Consider the following 21,522-nt stretch of genomic DNA (forward strand, 5'->3'; position numbering starts at 1 on the left):
GTCTGACAACAGACCTAGCGCATCACAAACGGGTTCGCCATCGGCTCTTGCGAGGTGCTGATCCAGGTGGTCTTGGTCCGGGTGTAATCCAGGATCGCCTCAACCCCGGCTTCACGGCCATACCCTGATTGATTGAATCCGCCAAACGGCGCGATAGGAGAGATCGCGCGATAGGTATTAACCCAACAAATCCCGGACTTGATCCGCTTGGACACCCGATGCGCCCGCGCCAGGTTCTGCGTGAACACACCTGAACCCAACCCAAAGACTGTGCTATTGGCCAATGCGATGGCCTCTTCTTCGGTATCGAAGGGCAGCAGAGACATAACCGGGCCAAACATCTCAACTTTCAACGTCTCGGTCTCGGGCGATATGCACTCGACCAGTGTTGGGTTCATGTAATTGCCGGGCCGATCCGCAGGTTGCCCGCCGAAATGGACCACGGCCCCCTGCTCCGCTGACTTGGCCAGGGTCTCTTCGATCTTGTTCACTTGCGCCATGGTACATAGCGGTCCGACATGGGTACCGGCATCCAGCGGGTCACCCAGAACGATTGCACCCGCCTTTTCTTTGATGCGGCCGATCAGGCCTTGCAGAACGGATCGCTGCACAAGCCCGCGCGTGCCCGCAACGCAACTTTGCCCCGACGCGCCAAAGTTTCCGGCGATCAGGCCATTTGCGGCCCCATCCAGATCCGCGTCTTCAAAAACAAGTATCGGCGACTTGCCACCAAGCTCCAGCGAGGTGACGGCGAAGTTTTCGGCAGAATTCCTGACCACATGGCGCGCTGTCTCGGGGCCACCGGTAAAGGCGATGCGATCCAGATCGGGATGGCGGGTCAGTGGAATTGCACAGTTTTCCGCATCCCCGGTGATGACCGAGACAACGCCCGCGGGGAATCCGGCCTGTTCAATCAAACGCGCGAACTCCAGCATCGGGGCCGGCGCAATTTCGGATGCCTTCAGCACGACGGTACACCCAGCCGCAAGCGCCGGGCCCAACTTAGTCGCCGTCAGGAACATTTGTGCATTCCAGGGCACAATAGCCGCGACAACACCAATGGGTTCGCGCGTGGTAAACACATGCATATCCGGCTTGTCGATGGGCAGAACCGTCCCTTCAACCTTATCCGCAAGCCCTGCGAAATAGCGGTAGTAATCCGCGACATACCCAGTTTGCGCCGAGGTTTCTGCCAGCAGTTTACCGCTGTCTGTTGTCTCAAATTCTCCAAGCCGTGCAGCGTTTTCGGCAACTAGGTCGGCCAGGCGATAAAGAAGCTTGCCGCGCGCGGTGGCCGTCATGTCGCGCCATTGCGGATCATCAAGCGCACGTTTGGCGGCGGCGACTGCCCTGTCGACATCCTCAGGTGCCGCACAGGAAAACGTAGCCCACCCCTGCCCAGTTGCGGGATTTGCAGATGTCATAACCTGAGACGTCGCCCCCTCAGACCAGGCGCCATCAATGAAAAGCTGAAAATGCGGTAGATTTCCCATAGTGTTCCTCACTGAAAGGCTGGCATGACATCGTCGATGAACCGCGCCAAAGAGGCACGTTTTCGCTCGTTCGTCATCCCGCTGTCGACCCAGAACGAAAACTCATCATAGCCCAAATCTTCATAACGTTTGATCCGGTCGATAACCTGCTGCGCTGTACCAACCGTCAGGTCGCGCGCCAGCTTATCACTTGTGTACATCTGGTTGGCATCCATCTCGTCCGGGGTGATCCGTTGGATCAACCCTTGCTCGACCGGGCGTTTGTTCATGAACCAGGCACCGAAATAGTTGTAATACCGGCGCAATTCCTGAACGCCTTGCGCAACATCGTCTGTGTCCTTGCCAACATATGTATGATGCAACAGCATGATTTTGGGGCGCGGTCCGGTATGGCTGTCGCAGGCTGCATTGAAGCGGTCCATCAGCGTTTCAATCTCTTCCATGCCCTGCCACAGGGGAGTGACCTGGATGTTAAACCCGTTGTGGACACCGAATTCATGACTATTGGGGTCCCGCGCCGCGATCCAGATCGGCGGACCGTTTTTCTGAAACGGTTTCGGCGCAGATGTGGTCGCCGGAAAGGAATAAAACTCACCCTCATGCGCGCAATCGCCCTGCCAGATTTGCGGAAGCAGAGGGGTGGTTTCTCGCATCCGCTGGCCCGCCTCCCAGGCATCCATCCCCGGCATCAGGCGCTCATACTCGTACGAATATGCGCCGCGTGCGATCCCCAGTTCGATCCGGCCTTTGGTAATCTGATCTGCCGCGGCGGCCTCTCCGGCCAATTTGATCGGATGCCAGAACGGGGCGACTACCGTACCCGTCCCCAGCCGTACATTCCGGGTGTGATGAGCCAGATCGACTAGCGAGATAAAGGGGTTGGGCGCGATGGTGAACTCCATCCCGTGATGCTCACCCGTCCAGACGGCGCGCATCCCGCCCTCGTCCGCCATTTTCACAAGGCTGACGAATTCGTCATACAGAACGTCATGCGGCTGATCTGGCGACAAACGTTCCATATGGGCAAACAGGGAAAATTCCATTGACCTGCTCCTTTATCGTATGCTGTGAATGTCGCCTTGCGAGGCGTCACCAAGGTAGAGAGAAAAATCCCCCTCTTTGGCTTCCATCGCATAGCGGGTCATCATGTGGCGGACACCGCCGGACACGTATTTCAGGTTCGGAAGGACATCCGTTCTGATCCATTCGGCGCCCTCAAGCGGCGTTGGTCGGGAACAGCTGGCCAGAAAATAGGTGTAATGCTGCTTTGTTTCCGCATCGTCGAATGAGGAATAGACCTGTTCGACCTCTACCTTCAGTCCACGTTCTGACAAGCCCTGGGTCAATCGGTTTCGCTGCCCACCCCGCTCGACCCCGGCGATTTGAACGGGACGATAGGCACCGTTGCTCTGCTCCAGCAAAACACTGTCATCTTTGCGGATGATCGCGCCGCATATCGTCGGTACCATGGCGTCGATTTCACGTTCGAGCCCCAGGCTGAAATACGACCCTCCGACATATCCAAGACCCTGCCCGACCGAGTGCGAGAACTCTGCCACTTCACCGATCAATAAGGTATGATCACCGGCGGGAAGGACCTGATGGGTCTTGCAGCAAAACTGCGCCAGCGCCCCGTCGATTAGGGGTAGATCAAAAAGGCCATTGCTGTGCGCGACCTTTGCAAACCGGTCCCCTTTATACCCAGCGAAAGTGTTCGATATCTCTTGCTGTCCATCTGCAAGCACATTCACTGCAAACCGGGTGCAGTTGGCGAAAATATCGTGACTGGACAGAAACTTCCCCGGACACACCAGCAGCAATGGCGGGTCAAGCGATACGGACGAAAACGAGTTTGCGGTGAACCCAACTGGCGCGCCCTGCGGATCCCGTGCCGTCACCACTGTCACCCCGGTCATAAAGCTGCCAAAGGCGTCACGCAAAGCTCGGGGGTCCATACTTGTCATGGCTGGCACCCCCCCACAAATTCCAACAGCTGTGCGTTTACTTCGGCGGGATGAGTCATCGGCAACATATGTGCGGCACCTGCGATGATTGCCGCTTGTCCCGAGGGAACCAAACGCGCCATGTCCCGAGACATTTCAGGCGTCGAATTCGGCTCATCCGCGCCGGTCATGAACAAGGCGGGACAAGCGATACGGGCCAGTTCATCATCGGAAGGACCGTCCGTTTCAGCAAAAGCGGTATATGCGGATTTGTAGGCCGCCGGATCAACCTCAGTCAGCCAGCGCCTGCAGGCCTGTCGCTCGGCGGACGAGGCTTCGCCAAACCAACGTTGCAACGTGACCGTGGGATCATTTGGCCCCGACACGTCCAAGGCCGAGGCACGTGCGACGACGGCCTTGTGCGCGGCAACCGGACGCCGATGGATCGCATTCAATGCCGCAACGCCAAGAACGCTATCTGGCACATCCGCCGCCAGTCGGAGCGCAATCAGGGCGCCCATTGAATGGCCGATCAAGACAGCGGGCTCTGTCAGCACGGACGCAGTGCGGTGCACGTATGCCTCCAAACCAGTCGGATGATCAAAGCTCGACTGACCATGTCCTGGCATATCCGGGCACAAGACACGATACCCCGCCGCGACCAGAGCGTCGATCTGCGCACCCCACGCCTCGGCCCGCAGGCCAACCCCGTGCAGCAGAATAACCAGCGGCCCTTGGCCCTGATCAATCACCGCCAGGGTGCTGAGTTCAGACCGAGGCCGGGTTGTCCACGTCATGGCCCAAATCCTTGAGGTCCTGATAACGGTCGCCGATCCGATGATGGGGACGGCCCGAGGTTGCGCCACCCAGCACGACCACAATTTCATCCGCGCGCGGTGCGTCGGGGATTGCAAACTGCAGCGTCAGATAATGCGATCTACGCCCGGCATCATTCTTGTCCATCATGGGCACCACGATCGGAGTGTTCGCCGGACCGCGGGTATTGGTGAAGGACAGATAGGACTTGGCCCCAACCGCTTGACGATAGTAATTCCCGAAATGCAGCGTGTGGATCAGGCCCGAGGCATGTTCGACCTCGCCATCCAGCCCAACAACCGCCGCTTTGCCATAGGCTTCGATCACCTCGCCGCCACCTGCAAGCGTGACCATTCGGTCAGTCAACATTTGCCCCAGCACAGGCCCATAGGCCAGAATTTCCGGTCTCAGATCCTCGACATACCGACCAGCCCAGGGGTTCGACACAACCGCCGCAACGGCAAACATGCGCCACGGGCGTTCCGCTGCCCGAAATCCTTCTACCAGAACCTCTTCGTCGAAAGTCACTATTTTTCTGATATTTGGTTGCACAAGCGCCTCCCCAAAACTGCTTGAGGAAATATCACCGTTAGAAACATCTTTTGACAAACGAAAGAACTTGAGCCTTAGGTATTAACAACACTAATAGGCCGGTTACCGATGGCAAAAACACTCCCTCCCCTGACGTGGTTCCGGTCGTTCGAAGCAGCGGCGCGGCGGCTTAGTTCAACTGCTGCAGCGGATGAGATCGGGCTGACGCAATCCGCCGTCAGCCAACAAATCAGAGCACTGGAAACCCGGCTGGGCGTTGTCCTGTTCCACCGCCATGCGCGCGGCCTGTCTTTGACCGATGAGGGGCGGAAGCTGTTGCCGCAGGTCGAGACGGCCTTGGACATGCTGCACTCCGCCGCCTCACCCTATTTGGCCGAGGAAAAGGCACGCCATATCACGGTCGCAGCCTCCATCAGTATTATCGAATGGGTCATCTCGCCGGCATTACCCGAATTTCAGGCCCAGCACCCGGAAACCTCACTCCGATTTGTCAGCACGATCTGGCCTGACGAATACGCAGCATCGCGCGCCGATATTGAGGTACGCTTTGGTTCAGAAAAACAAGTCGGGAAAAATGCGAAACCGTTGAATCCCAATCGCCTTGTCCCGGTGGTGTCGCCGAATCTAAGCGGCAATTGGCTTGATCTGCCTCTGATCGAATCCGTTGGCACATCGGACAGTTGGGCGTCATGGGGTGAAATCACCGGCCAGAAACTGCGCAAGCCATCATATTTTGTGGATTCCTATGGCCTCGCCCTGCAACTTTCTGTTTCAGGCAGCGGTGTTGCGCTGGTGAACTCTATCATCGCAGAGCACGCCCTGAAATCAGGCAAAGTCCGCCTTGCCAGCAAAGATTCCGCACCCGCCAGTGAGGGCTATTTTTTATCCGTCCTTCGCAACTCAGCCGAGGTATCGGATTTCACCGATTGGTTTTCCGGCCTTATTTCTTGTGCCTGAGGGTCTGATTCAGACACACCCATGTCGCATATGGGGATATCGCCGCGCCCGAAAATAATGAAGTTTGGAAGAAAAGGTCCGATTCATGAGATATTCCGGCTTTCGAGTTTTCAAAGAGGCGCTAACCGGCCACAAAGGGTGGAAACCGGTTTGGCGTGAACCTGAACCTAAGGCCCATTACGACATCATCGTAATCGGCGGCGGCGGGCATGGTCTGGCAACCGCGCATTACCTTTCCAAAATCTACGGCCAACGAAATGTTGCCGTAATCGAGAAAGGCTGGATCGGTGGCGGAAATGTGGGCCGAAACACCACGATCATTCGCTCGAACTACCTGCTGGATGGGAATGAGCCGTTCTATGAGTTCTCGCTGAAGCTGTGGGAAGGGCTCGAGCAGGACCTGAACTATAACGCAATGGTCAGTCAGCGCGGTATCGTCAATCTGTTCCATACAGACGGACAGCGTGACGCCTATACGCGACGTGGCAATGCGATGATCCTGAACGGGGCCGATGCCGAATTGCTGGACGCAGATCAGGTGCGGCGCGAACACCCTTATCTGAATTTCGACGACGCTCGCTTTCCGATCAAGGGCGGCCTTGTTCAACGGCGCGGCGGCACCGTGCGCCATGATGCAGTGGCCTGGGGCTATGCCCGGTCAGCCGACCTGCATGGCGTCGATATTATCCAGAACTGTGAAGTTACCGGGCTGCGGATCGAAGATGGCAAATGTCTTGGGGTCGAAACGACTAAGGGCTTTATCGGCGCCTCCAAAGTCGGATGCGCAGTTGCGGGCAGTTCGGGGCGCGTTATGGGGATGGCCGGACTGCGCCTGCCTATCGAAAGCCACGTTCTACAAGCCTTTGTATCTGAGGGGCTAAAGCCTGTCCTGCCCAGTGTCATCACCTATGGCGCGGGGCATTTTTATGTCAGTCAGTCCGACAAGGGCGGGCTGGTGTTTGGTGGCGATCTTGACGGCTATAACACCTATGCCCAACGCGGCAACTTGCCCGTGGTCGAGGATGTTTGCGAAGGTGGCATGGCATTGATGCCGATGATCGGACGCGCCCGGTTGCTGCGGATGTGGGGTGGCGTGATGGACATGTCGATGGATGGCTCTCCGATCATTGACCAAACGCCGGTCGAGGGCCTCTATTTCAACGGGGGCTGGTGCTATGGCGGGTTCAAGGCAACTCCGGCTTCGGGCTATTGCTTTGCACATCTGCTTGCGAAGGACGAACCGCACCCTGTCGCAACGGCCTATCGGTTGGACCGGTTCCGCACCGGCCGGATGATCGACGAAAAAGGCGCGGGCAATCAGCCCAACCTGCATTAAAGGGGACAGCAGACATGATAATCAACCACCCCCTTCTTGGGCCTCGCGACGCATCGGAATTCACCTATCTGGGCGACGCCGCGCTGATTGACCGCCCCGATTGGCAGGCGGAAAATGCCGCCGAGGTCTTTCACGACTATGCCTATCTGCGCGACAACCCGGCAGGCGAACACCGAGAGCTTTGGTACCACGAAACAGGCGACCGATCCTGGCTGGTCGTGACGCGCAACACGCTGACCCACGAGATTTCAAAGGTGGAACTGGCCCGCGATGTGGCCCGCGCACGGGGGCGCTCCAAATGACGCAGGTGAACCGGCTGAACGGCGGACAGATCGACCGCAATACAACGCTGAACTTCCGCTTTGACGGGCGCAGCTATACCGCCCATCCCGGCGACACTTTGGCATCTGCCCTGCTGGCCAATGATGTGCGTCTGATCGGGCGGTCTTTCAAATACCACCGTCCGCGCGGATTGCTGACCGCAGGATCCGAAGAGCCGAACGGCCTGGTCGAACTACGCTCGGGTGCCCGCAAAGAGCCCAATACCCGCGCAACAACCATCGAGATGTTCGAGGGGCTTGAGGCGCGATCACAGAACCGCTGGCCCAGCCTGAAATTCGACGCGCTGGCCGTGAATGACATGTTTTCCAACTTCCTGTCTGCGGGTTTCTACTACAAGACTTTCATGTGGCCTGCAGCCTTCTGGGAAAAGCTGTACGAGCCTACAATCCGTCGCGCAGCCGGGCTTGGATCGCTTTCGATGCAAGAGGACCCGGACGAATACGACAAGGGCTTTCGCCATTGCGATCTGCTGATCATCGGTGCCGGACCAGCCGGGCTTATGGCCGCTTTGACCGCTGGTCGTGCGGGCTCGGACGTCATTCTGGCGGATGAGGATTTCGCCCTTGGCGGTCGCCTGAACAGCGAAACACTCATCATTGACGATGCTGCGGCGTCTGACTGGGCGGCGCAGGCTGTGGCCGAGCTGTCCGCGCTTCCCAATGTGCGCCTGATGCCGCGCACCACGGTCATCGGCGCGTTTGACCACGGAATTTATGGCGCAGTCGAGCGTACGGGCGATCATCTGCCCAGTCTGCCCGCAGGCAAACCCCGGCAAATCCTGTGGCGTATCTATACCCAAAAGGCGCTGCTGTGCGCAGGCGCGACCGAGCGGCCAATCGCGTTCGAAAACAATGATCGCCCCGGCATCATGACAGCCAGCGCCCTGCGGACCTATGCCAACCGGTTTGGAGCAGCGGTATCGCAGCGCGTCGCGGTCTTTACCAACAATGATGACGGTCACCGCACCGCAGCTGATCTGCACGCCAAAGGTGTGAAAATCACCGCGGTGATCGATGTACGCAAGGACGCGCCAATCAGCCACGAATACGAAGTTCTACAGGGCGCTCAGGTCACAAATACCAAGGGCCGTCTGGGGCTGAGTTTTGTCGAAGTCGCCCTGCCCGATGGCTCAACCCGGACATTGGAATGTGGTGCCTTGGGCGTTTCTGGTGGGTGGAACCCGAATGTCCACATGACCTGTCATCAGCGGGGCCGCCCCACCTGGGATGAGACGCTGGCCGCCTTTGTTCCCGGCGCAGACCTGCCGGTTGGCATGTCCGTCGCCGGTGCGGCAAACGGCGATATGTCCACCCACGGCGCGCTGCGTTCTGGCGCCGAGGCCGCAATCGCCGCTTTGGACCTGACCAGCGCCAAACCCGATCTGCCCGAGGCCGAGGACGCACCCATCGCGCAGACCCCATTCTGGTACGTGCAGGGCTGCAAACGCGCCTGGCTTGACCAGCAGAACGATGTGACGGTCAAGGATGTCCGTCTCAGCTATCAGGAGGGCTTCCGTTCGGTCGAGCATCTGAAACGCTATACCACGCTGGGCATGGCCACGGACCAGGGCAAGACCTCGAATATCGGCGGGCTGGCGATCATGGCCGAGCTGGCCGGTAAGTCGATCCCCGAGACCGGTACCACCATCTTCCGCCCGCCCTACACTCCTGTTCCGATTGCTACTTTCGCAGGCCGGATGAAGGGCAAAGAGTTCCACCCTACCCGCCTGACGCCCTCACATCACTGGGCCGAAGAACGCGGCGCGGTGTTTGTCGAGGTTGGCAACTGGCTGCGCGCGCAGTGGTTCCCCCTGCCCGGCGAGACCCATTGGCGCGAGAGCGTGGACCGTGAAGTGCGCCAGACCCGCGCCTCGGTCGGGGTGTGCGATTGTACGACTTTGGGCAAAATCGACGTCCAGGGCACCGATGCGGCAGCGTTCCTGAACCGCGTCTATGCCAATGCTTTCGCCAAGCTGGCAGTCGGCAAAACCCGCTATGGCCTGATGCTGCGCGAAGATGGCATAGCCATGGATGACGGCACCGCCGCGCGACTGGCCGAGGATCATTTCGTCGTAACCACAACGACCGCAAATGCCGTATTGGTCTATCGCCACATGGAGTTCGTGCGCCAGTGCCTGTGCCCGGACATGGACGTGCAGTTGATTTCCACCACCGAGGGATGGGCGCAATATGCGGTCGCCGGGCCCAATTCGCGCAAGCTGTTGCAAAAGATCGTCGACCCGGAATTCGACATCTCGAATGAGGGCTTCCCTTTCATGGCCTGCGGCACCATCACCGTGTGTGGCGGCCATCGGGCGCGGCTGTTCCGGATTTCGTTCTCTGGCGAGTTGGCATTCGAAATCGCGGTTCCCTCTCGCTATGGCGACGCGCTGATGCGGCGGCTGATGACCGAGGGCGAAGAGTTCGACGTTGTCCCCTATGGCACCGAAGCACTGGGCGTCATGCGGGTCGAAAAAGGCCATGCTGCAGGCAGCGAGTTGAACGGCACCACAACCGCCCTGAACCTGGGAATGGGCCGCATGGTGTCCAAAAAGAAAGACAGTATCGGATCAACCCTGTCGGAACGCGAGGCCCTGAACCAACCGGACGCGCTGATGCTGGTCGGGATCAAGCCGTTGGAACCCGAAAACAAGGTAACCGCCGGTGGCCACCTGATGAACACTGACGGCCCGGTCGATGCAGCCCATGATCAGGGCTATGTCACCTCAGCCGTCTACTCGCCCATTCTGAACAGTAGCATCGGGCTGGGATTGTTGAAAAACGGCAGCGACAGGCTGGGCGAAAAAATGCGCCTTGTCTCTCCGCTGACGGACCTGACGGTCGAGGTGGAAATTGTCTCGGCCCATTTCGTTGACCCAGAAGGAGAACGTCTGCGTGGATAATCTGGTTGCGATAACCGCCCTCGGCGCGGCTGACCCTCGGGTAGACACGGTTGGGCCTGTCACCTGTTCCGAGATACCGGGCGTGGCGTTGGCATCAGTCGCGGCGCGGCTCGGTCAGGAAACAGCGGCCAAAGCCGCATTGAAGAAACTAATTGGTGCTGAGGCACCAAAGGTCCAGAGGTTTGAAGGAACCGCAATCACCGCCTTTTGGGCGGGGCCAGAGCAATGGATGGTTGAAGCACCGCATGACACGCACGAGGACCTTGCTACGCAAGTTAAATCTGCCATTGGGTCTGCGGCCTCGGTCACGGAACAGACCGATGCCTGGGTGCGTTTCGACCTGGCTGGTGCGAACATTCAAGCAGTGCTGGAGCTTTTGTGCCAGTTGGATCTGCGCATATTGACTAAGGGAACGGCGGCGCGCAGCTCGATCCACCATATTGGCTGTTTCGTGCTGTGTCGTGGTTCGGATCACTACAGCCTCTATGGCCCGCGCTCGTCCGCCAAATCTCTGCACCATGCGATCCTGACGGCGATGCGATCGGCGCTTTAGTCAGCGCCTAGACCGAGGGCAAAGGGGCGTTATCCTCAACCCGGAAACGGTTTATGCGGCGCCTGTCCTCGCTGGGGCTCAGGCCAAAAGCCGACCGGTAATGCGTCACCAAGGGCGCGACAGATCCATAGCCGACAGCGGCCGCGATCTGGGAAATGGGGTCTTTGGTATAAACCACCATCTGACGCGCCGCCTTCATCCGCATTGCGCGGTAATAATGGCTGGGGCTGTGTCCGGTTGCCTGTTTGAATGCCCGCTCGATCTGACGAGGTGTGACGCCCATTTGTTTCGCAACTTCGGCAATCGAGATCGCTTGACCTATATTGGCGGCAAACATTTCAACGCTGCGTGAAACAAGCGGTGGAAGGCGGTCTCCCGTTTTCGGCGCTGTCGCATTGGGCACCTGCTGACGCACTGCCGCACCGCGCATCATCGGATGTTGAAACCAGCACGCAACCTCATGCGCAATGTCACCGCCCAAGCGGTCGTGAACCAAATGCAGTGCCAGGTCGAACCCTGCCGCTGCACCGGCGGCGGTATAGCGCGTCACGGTGCGCACGATCACTTCGCTCCGGGCGTCCATATCGGGAAACTCGGCCTCAAATGCCGCCTCATAGCACCAGTGGACCGAGACCGGCTGACCTGCCATTGCACCGGATCGCACAAGAGGGAATACGCCACCGCTGATCCCGCCCAGAACTGTTCCGTGCCTCCCAAGACCACGCAGCAAGGCATTGCCGCTAACAGCGTTGTCAAAGACCGAAGACGGGCTGCTGAGCAGGAATAGAATGTCGATATTCCTGCAGTCCGCCAACGCGCGATCTGCTTCGAACCCAACCCCTGCGCTTGACTGAACCTTTTGACCACGTTCAGAAACCAGCGACCATCTAAACGCTTGATGACCTGCGATTTCATTGGCCGCCCGCAGGGGTTCGATCACCGATGTCAAACAAGCCATCGGAAAGCCATCAAACAGCAGAAAGCCGATATCGATTCTGTCCTGATCCGTCATAGATCCGTCCTAACAAGTTCCTGGCGGCAACCCTACACCAAGTTTATGCCCAACGGATCAGTCCAATAATGGCAGAGGTCGCATAGAACGCCTGCAACAGCAAAAACGTCCAGCGCCGATCAATCAATGCCCATGCGGCAAACAGTGCAGACGACACCAACAGTAGAGAGAATCCAAGAATCTCAGCGCCAATATTCGAAGCAATCAGCAAGGCATAAGCCATGGCCAGAACCGATCCGGTGATCTCAAACAGTGTTGTCAGGCGGCGGTTAGCTGTTCTGTCTTCCGTCATCAGTTACACTTTCCTTTGCCGAAAGAAGAAGACAGCGTCAGCAAACCAGATTTGCATGCCGACTGATGTTCGAAGTCTGTGATATCCTCCGGGTATAGATTGTTCATTTCGAAGCTCCGCGTACATTGTGTTCGCGATACCTAATCTGACATTTGCCTTTGCCGCAAATGAATGATTATCATTCAATGATCAAAATCTGTCATGGGAAATCATGAACGAACGTTTGGAAATAGACGCCTTGCGCGCGCTGCTCGCAATCGCGACCTATGGTGGTGTAACCCGTGCGGCCCGACATCTGGCGCTTTCGCAATCGGCAGTCAGCCATAAGATCGGCCGTTTAGAGCGCGCACTGAATTGCAAACTGCTGACTCGTCGCAAAGGTGCCCCCCTGTTCACCGAAGACGGGCTGCGTCTTTGTGAATACGCCCGTCGAATTACCACTCTGCATGACGAAGCGGTGGCCTCACTTGGTAACAGGCCGCTCACCGGCCACTTGCGGCTTGGCATGACCGAGGATGCGACAACCAGCGGGATCGCCCAAATTCTTGGACGTTTCACACGGCTGTACCCCGATGTTCGCGTACGAACCCGCACTGGTCAAAGCCTGAATGTTCAGGATTGGTTGAAGGCTGGTGAATTAGACTTGGCGGTGATTCAGATATTTCGCAACGACGTGCAGCCCGAAGATCTGATCCTGTTTCAGGATTCCCTTCATTGGGTCAAATCACCCGACTATCGTCTGAATCTGTCAGAACCGGTTCCGTTTCTGTCCTTTGACACACAGTGTTTCTACCGAAGATGGGGAATGGAAGACAGTCAGCAGCAGGACCACCGTTTTGACAATATCCTGGAATGTCCAAGTGCAGCAGGAATCCAGTCGGCTGTTCGATCTGGGCTGGGCATAGCGCTATTGAACGGGATGCACATTACACCAGACATGGAAGTCATCAACGATGTCTTTCCTACCCCTCCAGAGCTTGCCTATGTCGCACGGGTTCAGATGAACAACCGCAACGCCGTGACAAAAGCCCTGATTGCGGAGATAGCAAAAGAGGTCGAACGCGCGTTTCCCCTGCGCGTAGCAGTTTAGTGGTCAGGTCTTCATTAAACCAAAGCCACTCGACATCCTCTGTCGCCGGCGGTCGATTGACTTGCGGAACGCTGTTTCGCTGACCAGTGACAGCGGAAAAAGAACCCTCTCGCCAACGCCGTCAATCACGGTCAGCTTGCCGCTTCTTTCCTGCGCACGAACGATGTTTTCGAACCCCATGTCACCCACAATGATCCGGCCGCTTTCGAGATCGTCAAACAGTTCCATCAATTCAGCATGAAGACGTTCACGTCCGGCTTGATCCTTGGCCAGCGCGACGCGTTCCGAATGCAGGGTTGGCGCAAGATCTCCGTCCGGGCCGGTCAGTTTTTCCACCACTATCGCCGGGCCCGCTGATGTTGGCGCATATCCCATGAATTGCGCCAACCTCTCGATCTCGGGGCATCCACGGTTGAGCGCCGCCAGATATTCGTTTGCTTCGCGGTTCCATTGGCGCAGATTGCCATAGCGCCATTCGGCATAACGCGGCAGAAAATGGCTACGCACAGGTTCGTCCACCCGCACTTTCAGCAGCGCCCCTTCGACCTCGGGGTGCTGATAAATCAGATAGTTGCGACTTTTTCGCAGGGGTTTGTGGTCGCTCAGGTCAATCATGTCCGGGTGTTCCAACAGGGGTTGGGGTATGTGTCCTTGAATGCCGGACAGCCCAAGTGGGCGCATTCATAGAATTTTCTCAAACCTGTTACAACTCACCTTTTGATCAGGGCCCAAGATTAGGACGCGGCAAAAGGATAAAGGCCTGGTCACCAGTTGATACGACAACAGGCGTCGAGACCCAGTCGCCTGGATCGAACGGAGGTGTAATCCCATCGCATCTATCGGGCTGCTTCCAGCACATGATGATCTCGGCCCCGGTCAGATAGTTGAACCGCAACCGCAGCCCCCGTTCGAATTGAACTCTGGCGTCTGCCGCACCATTCACGCCAAGAAAATGTCCATAAATATACACGGTTTCGGCCTGTTCAGGCAGGCTTTGCGCCAATGCGCGCGTTGCTTTTTGCCAAGGCGGGATGAACATAAACGATGTTTTGCCAATGAGCATCAAATTGATCATCAACACGCACATCAACAAGATACGCGAAACACTTAACCATCTTTTTGAAGACTGCAGAAACTGAACCCCACACGTGGTAAGCACGACCCCAAACAAGATCCAAAGCCAGTTCAATGCCCGGACAGGGACCTGCACCCCCGACATCATCGCCTTGAGGATAAGCGGTGCCAGGCCAGCAATTGCAGCCATCAGGATCGCGACGGCAAACAGCCGTCTTCGGGTAAACAGGAACCCCCAGGCGCCTGCAAATAGGGCCAAGAGCATCAAGCCATAGCTGATTGTCCCTCCGCCCATTGTATAGATGATGGATCGGAGGAATACTTTGACCTTGGTAAGGTTCAGCAGCAGGTCATCGACCGAATTTACTTCGTTCGGCCCACGCCATTCAGCAACCGGAATACCGAATATGCCATGGTAGAAGTAGTTCAGGGTGTAAACACACAGGAGCGCCAGAACCAGGCTGACAAAGAAAATGATCAACGTAACAGCGACGTTTGTATAGGTTTTTGGTGCCTTGTTTGACAGCAGGATCAGTGTCAGCAACAGGAACGGATAGGTCGTGTAGGCCATGAAGGATAAGGGCACTGCTAGAACCAACAGGGCCAGCGACACACGATGCGGAAGAAACAGAACTGCCAGGCTGTACAAGGTGATAACCCAGATCCCCGGCAGCAACGTGTTGAACCAGTATGAAATCAGGAATGCTGGAACCGAAAACGCAATGAATAGCGCAAGATAACCTTTGTACCAGATCGGGTCCGAACGCTCCATGATCGCGACTGCCGCCGCAGCCGAGAACAAGCCCCAGGCTATGTTATAGAGATACATGCTTATTTGTGAGGGCCATAGAAATGGCCGGAACTGCCACCAGTAGTTCAACCAACGACCTTCATCCAAGGCCTTGTTGTAGGCAATCTCGGTCCAGCCCAGCAGCGCCGGGAAATCATCATGACGTACGAAAGGGTCGAAAAGCTGTGGCCAGTTGATCAGGAACAACGCAGCGGTGCAAAGCAGGGACAGAAAAAGAAACTCCTGCCGAGGTGTTTTTTCCGTCATGATTTGTCGCCATATGACCTTGCAATAGCAGAGGCCCGGACCTGAGCGATAGCGGTGACAGCCGACCGGGGCAAGGCACGCACAACCAGCTTGCGTAGGGTCCAGCCTAAACTGCCGACCTCTTTCAACGCGCCGGGCGCGACTTTGGTATCCAGCACGTCCTGAGACAGCCGGGCTGCCCCTGATTGGTTCGCATAGAGGACAGAATTATACCGATACCAGGGTTCGATCGATTGATCCCCGAACATCTCAGGCCGCAAACAATCATAGGCCGTGTATCCCCGTTCAGCGAACAAACCCTGCCAAAAGGACAGGCGCTGTTCATTTATGTGAAACTCGCCGCCCTGCCCCGGAACGGCGGCTGAGAACAGGACCAGATCGCTATGTGTGGTCAGGCTCTGAACCAGGCTGGCCGACGCGTCATGCGGCAAGTGTTCACCGACCTCAAGCGACTGAGCCAAATCAAACTGGCGTCCAAGCTCGACCGGTTCGGACAGATCTGCACCGATAAACGCCTCAGCCGGTATCGCAAGCTTGTCACGATCCACATAGTCGCCATCGACACCGGCAATATCCTTACAACCCGCGGCCTGCCACTCCGACAGCCACACACCCCGCCCGCAGCCAAAGTCCACGACACTGTCCGCAGAGATTTTTCCTAGAAGGCAAGCAATTAGCCTGTTTGCGGACCGCCGGGCGCCCTGGTCAATATAGTCAAAGAACTCGTTTGAATAGATATGCGACATTGCCAATCTCTAGGTTGAATTCTGCGGTTTATAGACCCACAGCCGTAGGAACGCGAAGTTGATCACAGGTAGAACAACTACAACGACAGCGGCCGAGACAACTTCGCTCAGGCCAAAACGAGGGCCGGCCAGTCCGGTAATCGCAGCTGAAACCAGCAGCCCAATTCCGACCATGCAAAGAAACCGCCCAAACTGTGCAGGAACCACCAGCGCCTGCCCGAAGGTCCAGACTGTTTGCCCAATATATTGGATCAGGATTGCGGACCCAAAAGCCAATGCATTGGCGATCCAGGGCGAATGAAACACGCGCAACAGGCCCAGATAAGCCAGCATGTAGTAACCAGCCACGCATAAGCCCACGATGGCAAACCGGATTATGCGGCGCCGTTCGCTCATTTCTGCGCGGTCTTCTCTTCTACTATGGTGTCCAAAATCTCTGAGGTCTCTTGATCTACAAAATAGAGTGGTCGGTTTTTGGCCTCGATATACAGACGTCCGAGATATTCCCCCATGATTCCAAGCGTCAACAGCTGGATACCCGAGAAGAAACTGATCACCAGAACCGTCGACGCCCAACCCGCAACTGCGTTGTAAAGGATCAAGGACCAAAAGACGTAGACCGCCATCAGCGCGGCGATAATCAGTGTCAGAAAGGCCATTCGTGTGGCGATCTGCAGCGGTTTGATCGAAAAACTCGCCAGTGCATCAAGCGCAAAGCGGATCATCTTGGACATCGGGTATTTGGTCTCGCCCGCGATCCGTGGGTCGCGGATGTATTCGATCCCGATTTGACGGAAACCAACCCAAGCGAACATGCCCCGAACGAACCGCGCGCGTTCCGGCATACTCAGAACCGCATCCAGCGCCCGACGGCTAACAAGCCGGAAATCACCCGTGTCATTTGGAATGGGTACGTCCGAAAGCCGGTTCAATATGCGGTAGAAACCATGAGCTGTTACTTTCTTAATCCAACTTTCGCCTTTTCGCTCACTCCGACGCCCATAAACCACATCATAACCCTGATCCATCATCGCCATCATGTCCGACAAAAGCTCCGGCGGGTCTTGCAGATCAGCATCCAACATGAAAATCCGCTGCCCTAGGGCTGCATTCAGCCCCGCTGTCAGAGCGATCTGGTGACCGCGGTTACCCGATAGCTTCAAACCGCGAATACGCGGGTGAAACTCGCTTTGGGCACAGATTGCGCGCCATGTTTCGTCATTAGACCCATCATCCACCAGAATAATCTCGGATTCGGCGTTCCACTGTTCAGTCGCAGCGATCAGGCGCTCCACCAGTAAGGGGATCGACTCCTCTTCGTTCATGCATGGAATGACGACAGACAGTAACATCTAACCTCCGGGCGCAATTTTGCGGCGCACCTATCGCAAAACGGACCAGCCAAGGAATAGCGTTCACTTGGCGTTGTAGATGTATTGATATCCCAACAGACGCATCAGCGAACAAGCCGAGCGCCGAGTTTTCACCTGTAGTTACCCAACCGACACAGGAATAGGCCCTACCCAACAGTTTGGCTGCCTCTCATCCTGAAATTCCCTTGCCTGCAAGAAACAGTAATTCTGGGCCATCTAAATTGGATGAATTCGCTCAACATGGGTTATGTGAATCGCTTACCGAGCCTTTTTTGCTGGGGGGCTCGAAAACAATGTCTGAGATGTGAAACACCTAAGCGTCCAAGACAAGAGCTGGTGTTGTGGCGGAGAGACAGGGATTCGAACCCTGGAGACGGTCTCCCGCCTACACACTTTCCAGGCGTGCGCCTTCGACCACTCGGCCACCTCTCCGTGCGGGCGTTATTTGGACTATCGCCTGAGGATTTGCAAGGCCCGATTAGCGTAAAATTCTCTGGCTCGTTTCAGGTCCGAACTTGCCTCAGGGTTCGTCACCATCTCCGTCGGAAAGATCAGCCTCGGTCAATTCGGCGGGCGAAGAGGCCGGGGGCGCTTTTGTCGCTGAAACAGGCTCAGATGGGGGCATTTGCGCATTACCTGACGATTGAAGGGCCTCGGGGTTTCGCAGCCAGACATCACGCTGAGCAAACGGAATCTCGATCCCCTCTTCGACAAAGCGGCGATTGATCTCATGGTTCATGTCGGACTTCACCGAAAGAACCCAATTCACATCCCGCAAAATGGCGCGGATTTCAAAGTCCAGAGAATCCGCACCGAACCCCTGAAACACAACGCTGGGTGCCGGATTCGCCAATACCATCGGATGTGCGTTGGCGATTTCGCCCAGGATTGTCTCAACCACGCGGGTATCGGTACCATAGGCCACCCCGACCGGGACAATGACGCGTCCGATCGTATTTCCACGGGTATAGTTGGTGACAACACCGCTGATCAGGTCCGAGTTCGGGACAATGACATCTGTTCGATCGAAGGTCTCAATCCGGGTCGAGCGTACCGAGATGTCGCGCACATAACCCATCATCCCGTTTACGTCGATCCAATCGCCTTTTGAGATCGGACGTTCGACCAAAAGGATAATGCCGGACACAAAGTTCGAGACAATGGTTTGCAGACCAAATCCGATCCCGACAGAGAGCGCCCCGGCCACGATGGCCAGAGACGACAGATCGAAACCCGCAACCATGATAGCGACCAAGGCTGCCAGAAAGATACCGACATACCCCGTCCCTGAAACAATCGCGTTTTGACCACCGGGATCAATGCTCGTCTTTGGCAACAAAGAGGTCCGCAACCCACCCTGCAGGGCGCGTGTCAGTCCGTATCCGATCAGGAAAACCACCAGAAAAGTAAAGAAATTACTGGGCGAGACGGTCACGCCCCCAATGTCGAACCCCAAAAGGAGCCGCGACCATGCCTCTAACAAATCGGTCTCGCGTGCGCCCCAGATCAGCGCCAGAACCGGCAGGGCCAAAATGGCCATGGCAAAGCCAATCAGAACCGAAAACAATGTGTCCCGGGCTGCCTCACCCTTGCGGGTTATCAATCCATAAACCGAAGTCAGGAATCGTTGAAGGATGATCAGTGCGGCAATCAGGATCAACGATTTTACCGCTGGAAAAACAATGGCCTCAGCCGCGTTGTTATAACCGATGGCAGCCAGAACTGGGCTGACAACTCCCAACAGGAACAATGCTCGGCGCAAGAATTCGACCAGCTGGATGACCCCGGTTCCACGGGCATTGCCATCAGGTTCTGCCTGCACCTCGGCAAGCCGTATCTGCCGCGCACGCAACAGAACCAGAGCAGTTGCAAGAATAACTGGGAAGCCCACAACCGCGCGCGTCGCATCCGAAGTATTCTCGATCTGTTCGAAAAGGTTCCCAAGATCATGCAAAATGAGAAAAACGGCAAGCAGATCCAGGTAGATTCGAAGCTCGGTGATCCGCTTTGGCGAGAGCTTTCTGAAACCCTGCGCCTGCTGCATTACATAGACCTGACGACCAATCCAGTCGTAGTACAGAACAATGGCCGCCCAGAACGGTACGTTTTGTATCAGAAGGGTTCCCCGCAATCCCAATATCCCCGTCAAGACGACGGCTTTTACCAGCAACAAAACACCCAGCCATGGCAGAATTATCCGAAACAGCGATGTCAGGAATGTCCATACGCCAGTTCCCTGCCCCCCTATGGTACGCAGATAGTTCCCAGCAGCCTCGGACCAACGTTTTCCATAGCCCAGCAAAACAATGGCCACGAAGACCAGCAAAAGAATTCCAAGCCCCTGTTTGCGAAGCTGCTCATGCACCACGTCTGTTTGGTAGTTCTGCACAGCCTCGTTGAAAAGGCTTCGGCCCGCTTCAGTCAGGTCAACCCAGGCTGGTCGCCAATAGCTGGGGTTCAGTGGCGATGGGCCGCGCTCCAACAGCTCTTTTTTCTGCCTATTTCGCAGGATCTGGTCAATTTCTGCGATCAGTCCGTTGGCGCGACTGAAGGCCTCGTCGGAAATGATATGCGGCACCCGCAGCGCGTTCAGTTGGTTTTCAAGATGTGAACGCAGCGTAGCAATGTCTTCCGGTTCGGTTGCATCACCTTCCGGTCCGGGACCCAAAGCCTTGATCTGGCTTTCAAGGGTCTGAATACGTTCGGTATTTGCACCACGCGCGCTGTTGAAAACATCTCGATAGGTATGAATTTCCGATCGCAGATTTTCCAGCGAAGCGTTCGAGGCCCGATTGGCCTCGATCACATCTTCGGCCCGATCCGCCGTTTTTACCCAACCCTGATAGTAGTCACTTTGCCGATCCGAAAGCTGGGCCGTTGCAGGGCCAGACAGAACTGCAAACAAAAGTGAAACAAGGGCCAGAAACAGGCGGACCTGCCGCAACATCATACGTCCTCGAAAACGCCCGGAATGCTACGCGGCGCCTCGGTCATCCAATCAGGAACAGGCAATTCTTTTTCGCGCAGGAACTCCGGGTTGAACAGCTTGGATTGATAGCGCGTGCCATAATCACACAGAATCGTAACAATGGTATGGCCCGGACCCAGATCCTTGGCCAGGCGCACGGCGCCAGCCATGTTGATGGCGGTCGATCCGCCCATGACCAGACCTTCGTCGCGCAGAAGGTCAAAAATATATGGCAACGCTTCGTTATCCGTCATCTGATAGGCGAAATCCGGTTTGAACCCCTCAAGGTTCTTGGTGATCCGCACCTGCCCGATACCTTCCGCGATCGAGCTTCCCTCCATCGCGATCTCACCGGTTTTGTAATAGGAATACAACCCGGCCCCCATCGGATCGACCAATGCGATCTTGACGCCTTTGGGCTGCAGGGCCTCGGCCACACCGGCCAACGTGCCACCTGAACCAACCGCACTGACAAAGCCGTCGACCTTACCGCCGGTTTGCTCCCAGATCTCGGGGCCGGTGGTCTCGACATGGCTCTGACGGTTGGCGACGTTGTCGAACTGATTGGCCCAGATTGCGCCATTGGGTTCCGTCTGCGCCAGTTCTTCAGCCAGACGGCGAGAGTAATGTACAAAGTTGTTCGGGTTGCGATACGGCGCTGCCGGGACCTGAACCAACTGTGCACCCGCAAGACGCAGCATGTCTTTCTTTTCTTCGGACTGGGTCTCCGGGATCACGATCACGGTCTTGAAGCCCATCGACGCCCCGACAAGCGCCAGACCGATACCGGTGTTTCCAGCGGTGCCTTCAACGATGGTGCCCCCAGGTTTCAGGTCGCCCCGTGCTATGGCATCGCGAATGATATAAAGAGCGGCACGGTCCTTGACCGATTGACCAGGATTCATGAACTCGGCCTTGCCAAGAATTTCACACCCGGTTTCCTCACTGATACGGCGCAGCCGGATCAACGGAGTTTTCCCTACTGCGTCGGCAAGGTCTTTCGCAATGCGCATGGC

General features: G+C 56.7%; 20 protein-coding genes and 1 tRNA gene. 6 read left to right on the forward strand and 15 right to left on the reverse strand.

Translation table 11 applies throughout. The annotated features are described in order from the left end of the window. Window positions 1-14 precede the first annotated feature (14 nt). From AC2FH0_RS04335 to AC2FH0_RS04355, 5 genes are read right to left on the reverse strand one after another with little or no spacing between them, the layout of a single operon-like run. Complete coding sequence (locus AC2FH0_RS04335) at window positions 15-1,493, reverse strand: aldehyde dehydrogenase (RefSeq protein WP_496788661.1); 1,479 nt, start codon at window positions 1,491-1,493, stop codon at window positions 15-17. 8 nt (window positions 1,494-1,501) lie between these two features. Beyond that, entirely contained in the window at window positions 1,502-2,536 is a 1,035-nt protein-coding gene (locus AC2FH0_RS04340; RefSeq protein WP_496677761.1) for an LLM class flavin-dependent oxidoreductase, read from the reverse strand. A 12-nt stretch (window positions 2,537-2,548) separates the two neighbouring features. Beyond that, entirely contained in the window at window positions 2,549-3,457 is a 909-nt protein-coding gene (locus tag AC2FH0_RS04345) for a flavin reductase family protein (protein WP_496788663.1), read from the reverse strand. Next, window positions 3,454-4,233 (reverse strand): alpha/beta fold hydrolase, encoded by a 780-nt coding sequence (locus tag AC2FH0_RS04350; protein ID WP_496788664.1) that lies wholly within the window; start codon window positions 4,231-4,233, stop codon window positions 3,454-3,456. The genes AC2FH0_RS04345 and AC2FH0_RS04350 overlap by 4 nt, the downstream gene beginning before the upstream one ends. After that, a complete protein-coding gene (locus AC2FH0_RS04355; protein ID WP_496788665.1) occupies window positions 4,205-4,804 on the reverse strand; it encodes an amino acid synthesis family protein in 600 nt (199 codons plus the stop codon). The genes AC2FH0_RS04350 and AC2FH0_RS04355 overlap by 29 nt, the downstream gene beginning before the upstream one ends. Window positions 4,805-4,912: 108 nt before the next feature. On the opposite strand from AC2FH0_RS04355, the gene AC2FH0_RS04360 reads away from it, so the two are divergent. The 5 genes from AC2FH0_RS04360 (at window position 4,913) to AC2FH0_RS04380 (ending at window position 10,894) form a co-directional block, all read left to right on the forward strand. Beyond that, a complete protein-coding gene (locus AC2FH0_RS04360; protein ID WP_496788666.1) occupies window positions 4,913-5,761 on the forward strand; it encodes a LysR family transcriptional regulator in 849 nt (282 codons plus the stop codon). A gap of 85 nt (window positions 5,762-5,846) precedes the next feature. Further along, the gene (locus AC2FH0_RS04365; RefSeq protein WP_496749050.1) at window positions 5,847-7,097 is read left to right on the forward strand and encodes a sarcosine oxidase subunit beta family protein; all 1,251 of its coding nucleotides are present in this window, start codon (window positions 5,847-5,849) and stop codon (window positions 7,095-7,097) included. Window positions 7,098-7,111: 14 nt separating this feature from the next. Beyond that, on the forward strand, window positions 7,112-7,399 hold the full coding sequence (locus AC2FH0_RS04370; protein WP_496788668.1) for a sarcosine oxidase subunit delta: 288 nt from the start codon (window positions 7,112-7,114) through the stop codon (window positions 7,397-7,399). Further along, window positions 7,396-10,341: a sarcosine oxidase subunit alpha family protein gene (locus tag AC2FH0_RS04375; RefSeq protein ID WP_496788669.1), complete on the forward strand. Its 2,946-nt coding sequence runs from the start codon at window positions 7,396-7,398 to the stop codon at window positions 10,339-10,341. Before AC2FH0_RS04370 ends, AC2FH0_RS04375 begins: the two co-directional genes overlap by 4 nt. Then, on the forward strand, window positions 10,334-10,894 hold the full coding sequence (locus AC2FH0_RS04380; RefSeq protein ID WP_496785255.1) for a sarcosine oxidase subunit gamma: 561 nt from the start codon (window positions 10,334-10,336) through the stop codon (window positions 10,892-10,894). Before AC2FH0_RS04375 ends, AC2FH0_RS04380 begins: the two co-directional genes overlap by 8 nt. A gap of 7 nt (window positions 10,895-10,901) precedes the next feature. Here the strand turns inward: AC2FH0_RS04380 and AC2FH0_RS04385 are convergent, their stop codons facing one another. Together AC2FH0_RS04385 and AC2FH0_RS04390 are read right to left on the reverse strand one after the other, a co-directional pair. Next, window positions 10,902-11,906, reverse strand: coding sequence for a GlxA family transcriptional regulator (locus AC2FH0_RS04385; RefSeq protein WP_271946744.1), 1,005 nt, complete (start codon window positions 11,904-11,906; stop codon window positions 10,902-10,904). 43 nt (window positions 11,907-11,949) lie between these two features. After that, window positions 11,950-12,198, reverse strand: a complete 249-nt coding sequence (locus AC2FH0_RS04390) for a hypothetical protein (RefSeq protein ID WP_142634203.1) — start codon at window positions 12,196-12,198, stop codon at window positions 11,950-11,952. A gap of 211 nt (window positions 12,199-12,409) precedes the next feature. On the opposite strand from AC2FH0_RS04390, the gene AC2FH0_RS04395 reads away from it, so the two are divergent. Then, window positions 12,410-13,288: a LysR family transcriptional regulator gene (locus AC2FH0_RS04395; RefSeq protein ID WP_496700846.1), complete on the forward strand. Its 879-nt coding sequence runs from the start codon at window positions 12,410-12,412 to the stop codon at window positions 13,286-13,288. Between the two features lie 3 nt (window positions 13,289-13,291). On the opposite strand, the gene AC2FH0_RS04400 is transcribed toward AC2FH0_RS04395, so the two are convergent. The 8 genes from AC2FH0_RS04400 to AC2FH0_RS04435 all read right to left on the reverse strand — a co-directional run bounded on the left by AC2FH0_RS04400 (window position 13,292) and on the right by AC2FH0_RS04435 (window position 21,519). Then, the gene (locus AC2FH0_RS04400) at window positions 13,292-13,969 is read right to left on the reverse strand and encodes a YrbL family protein (RefSeq protein WP_496709345.1); all 678 of its coding nucleotides are present in this window, start codon (window positions 13,967-13,969) and stop codon (window positions 13,292-13,294) included. 40 nt (window positions 13,970-14,009) lie between these two features. Then, window positions 14,010-15,419, reverse strand: a complete 1,410-nt coding sequence (locus AC2FH0_RS04405) for a hypothetical protein (RefSeq protein ID WP_496788670.1) — start codon at window positions 15,417-15,419, stop codon at window positions 14,010-14,012. Then, window positions 15,416-16,165: a methyltransferase domain-containing protein gene (locus AC2FH0_RS04410; RefSeq protein ID WP_496788671.1), complete on the reverse strand. Its 750-nt coding sequence runs from the start codon at window positions 16,163-16,165 to the stop codon at window positions 15,416-15,418. The genes AC2FH0_RS04405 and AC2FH0_RS04410 overlap by 4 nt, the downstream gene beginning before the upstream one ends. A 9-nt stretch (window positions 16,166-16,174) precedes the next feature. After that, complete coding sequence (locus tag AC2FH0_RS04415; protein WP_496709343.1) at window positions 16,175-16,561, reverse strand: GtrA family protein; 387 nt, start codon at window positions 16,559-16,561, stop codon at window positions 16,175-16,177. Continuing rightward, window positions 16,558-17,517: a glycosyltransferase family 2 protein gene (locus AC2FH0_RS04420; RefSeq protein ID WP_496709342.1), complete on the reverse strand. Its 960-nt coding sequence runs from the start codon at window positions 17,515-17,517 to the stop codon at window positions 16,558-16,560. The genes AC2FH0_RS04415 and AC2FH0_RS04420 overlap by 4 nt, the downstream gene beginning before the upstream one ends. A gap of 363 nt (window positions 17,518-17,880) precedes the next feature. Further along, window positions 17,881-17,970: transfer RNA gene (locus AC2FH0_RS04425), tRNA-Ser, on the reverse strand. An 88-nt stretch (window positions 17,971-18,058) separates the two neighbouring features. Beyond that, complete coding sequence (locus AC2FH0_RS04430; protein ID WP_496709341.1) at window positions 18,059-20,485, reverse strand: DUF3772 domain-containing protein; 2,427 nt, start codon at window positions 20,483-20,485, stop codon at window positions 18,059-18,061. Then, a complete protein-coding gene (locus tag AC2FH0_RS04435; protein ID WP_142634220.1) occupies window positions 20,485-21,519 on the reverse strand; it encodes a cysteine synthase A in 1,035 nt (344 codons plus the stop codon). The genes AC2FH0_RS04430 and AC2FH0_RS04435 overlap by 1 nt, the downstream gene beginning before the upstream one ends. Between the last annotated feature and the right edge of the window lie 3 nt (window positions 21,520-21,522).

This window comes from Ruegeria sp. CDSC051 (assembly GCF_059610665.1).

Bases quoted from the DNA above. Each gene is read 5' to 3' on its own strand.
- AC2FH0_RS04335 (WP_496788661.1), bottom strand. From the start codon at position 1,493: ATGGGAAATCTACCGCATTTTCAGCTTTTCATTGATGGCGCCTGGTCT.
- AC2FH0_RS04340 (WP_496677761.1), bottom strand. From the start codon at position 2,536: ATGGAATTTTCCCTGTTTGCCCATATGGAACGTTTGTCGCCAGATCAG.
- AC2FH0_RS04345 (WP_496788663.1), bottom strand. From the start codon at position 3,457: ATGACAAGTATGGACCCCCGAGCTTTGCGTGACGCCTTTGGCAGCTTT.
- AC2FH0_RS04350 (WP_496788664.1), bottom strand. From the start codon at position 4,233: ATGACGTGGACAACCCGGCCTCGGTCTGAACTCAGCACCCTGGCGGTG.
- AC2FH0_RS04360 (WP_496788666.1), top strand. From the start codon at position 4,913: ATGGCAAAAACACTCCCTCCCCTGACGTGGTTCCGGTCGTTCGAAGCA.
- AC2FH0_RS04365 (WP_496749050.1), top strand. From the start codon at position 5,847: ATGAGATATTCCGGCTTTCGAGTTTTCAAAGAGGCGCTAACCGGCCAC.
- AC2FH0_RS04370 (WP_496788668.1), top strand. From the start codon at position 7,112: ATGATAATCAACCACCCCCTTCTTGGGCCTCGCGACGCATCGGAATTC.
- AC2FH0_RS04375 (WP_496788669.1), top strand. From the start codon at position 7,396: ATGACGCAGGTGAACCGGCTGAACGGCGGACAGATCGACCGCAATACA.
- AC2FH0_RS04385 (WP_271946744.1), bottom strand. From the start codon at position 11,906: ATGACGGATCAGGACAGAATCGATATCGGCTTTCTGCTGTTTGATGGC.
- AC2FH0_RS04390 (WP_142634203.1), bottom strand. From the start codon at position 12,198: ATGACGGAAGACAGAACAGCTAACCGCCGCCTGACAACACTGTTTGAG.
- AC2FH0_RS04395 (WP_496700846.1), top strand. From the start codon at position 12,410: ATGAACGAACGTTTGGAAATAGACGCCTTGCGCGCGCTGCTCGCAATC.
- AC2FH0_RS04400 (WP_496709345.1), bottom strand. From the start codon at position 13,969: ATGCGCCCACTTGGGCTGTCCGGCATTCAAGGACACATACCCCAACCC.
- AC2FH0_RS04405 (WP_496788670.1), bottom strand. From the start codon at position 15,419: ATGACGGAAAAAACACCTCGGCAGGAGTTTCTTTTTCTGTCCCTGCTT.
- AC2FH0_RS04410 (WP_496788671.1), bottom strand. From the start codon at position 16,165: ATGTCGCATATCTATTCAAACGAGTTCTTTGACTATATTGACCAGGGC.
- AC2FH0_RS04415 (WP_496709343.1), bottom strand. From the start codon at position 16,561: ATGAGCGAACGGCGCCGCATAATCCGGTTTGCCATCGTGGGCTTATGC.
- AC2FH0_RS04420 (WP_496709342.1), bottom strand. From the start codon at position 17,517: ATGTTACTGTCTGTCGTCATTCCATGCATGAACGAAGAGGAGTCGATC.
- AC2FH0_RS04430 (WP_496709341.1), bottom strand. From the start codon at position 20,485: ATGTTGCGGCAGGTCCGCCTGTTTCTGGCCCTTGTTTCACTTTTGTTT.
- AC2FH0_RS04435 (WP_142634220.1), bottom strand. From the start codon at position 21,519: ATGCGCATTGCGAAAGACCTTGCCGACGCAGTAGGGAAAACTCCGTTG.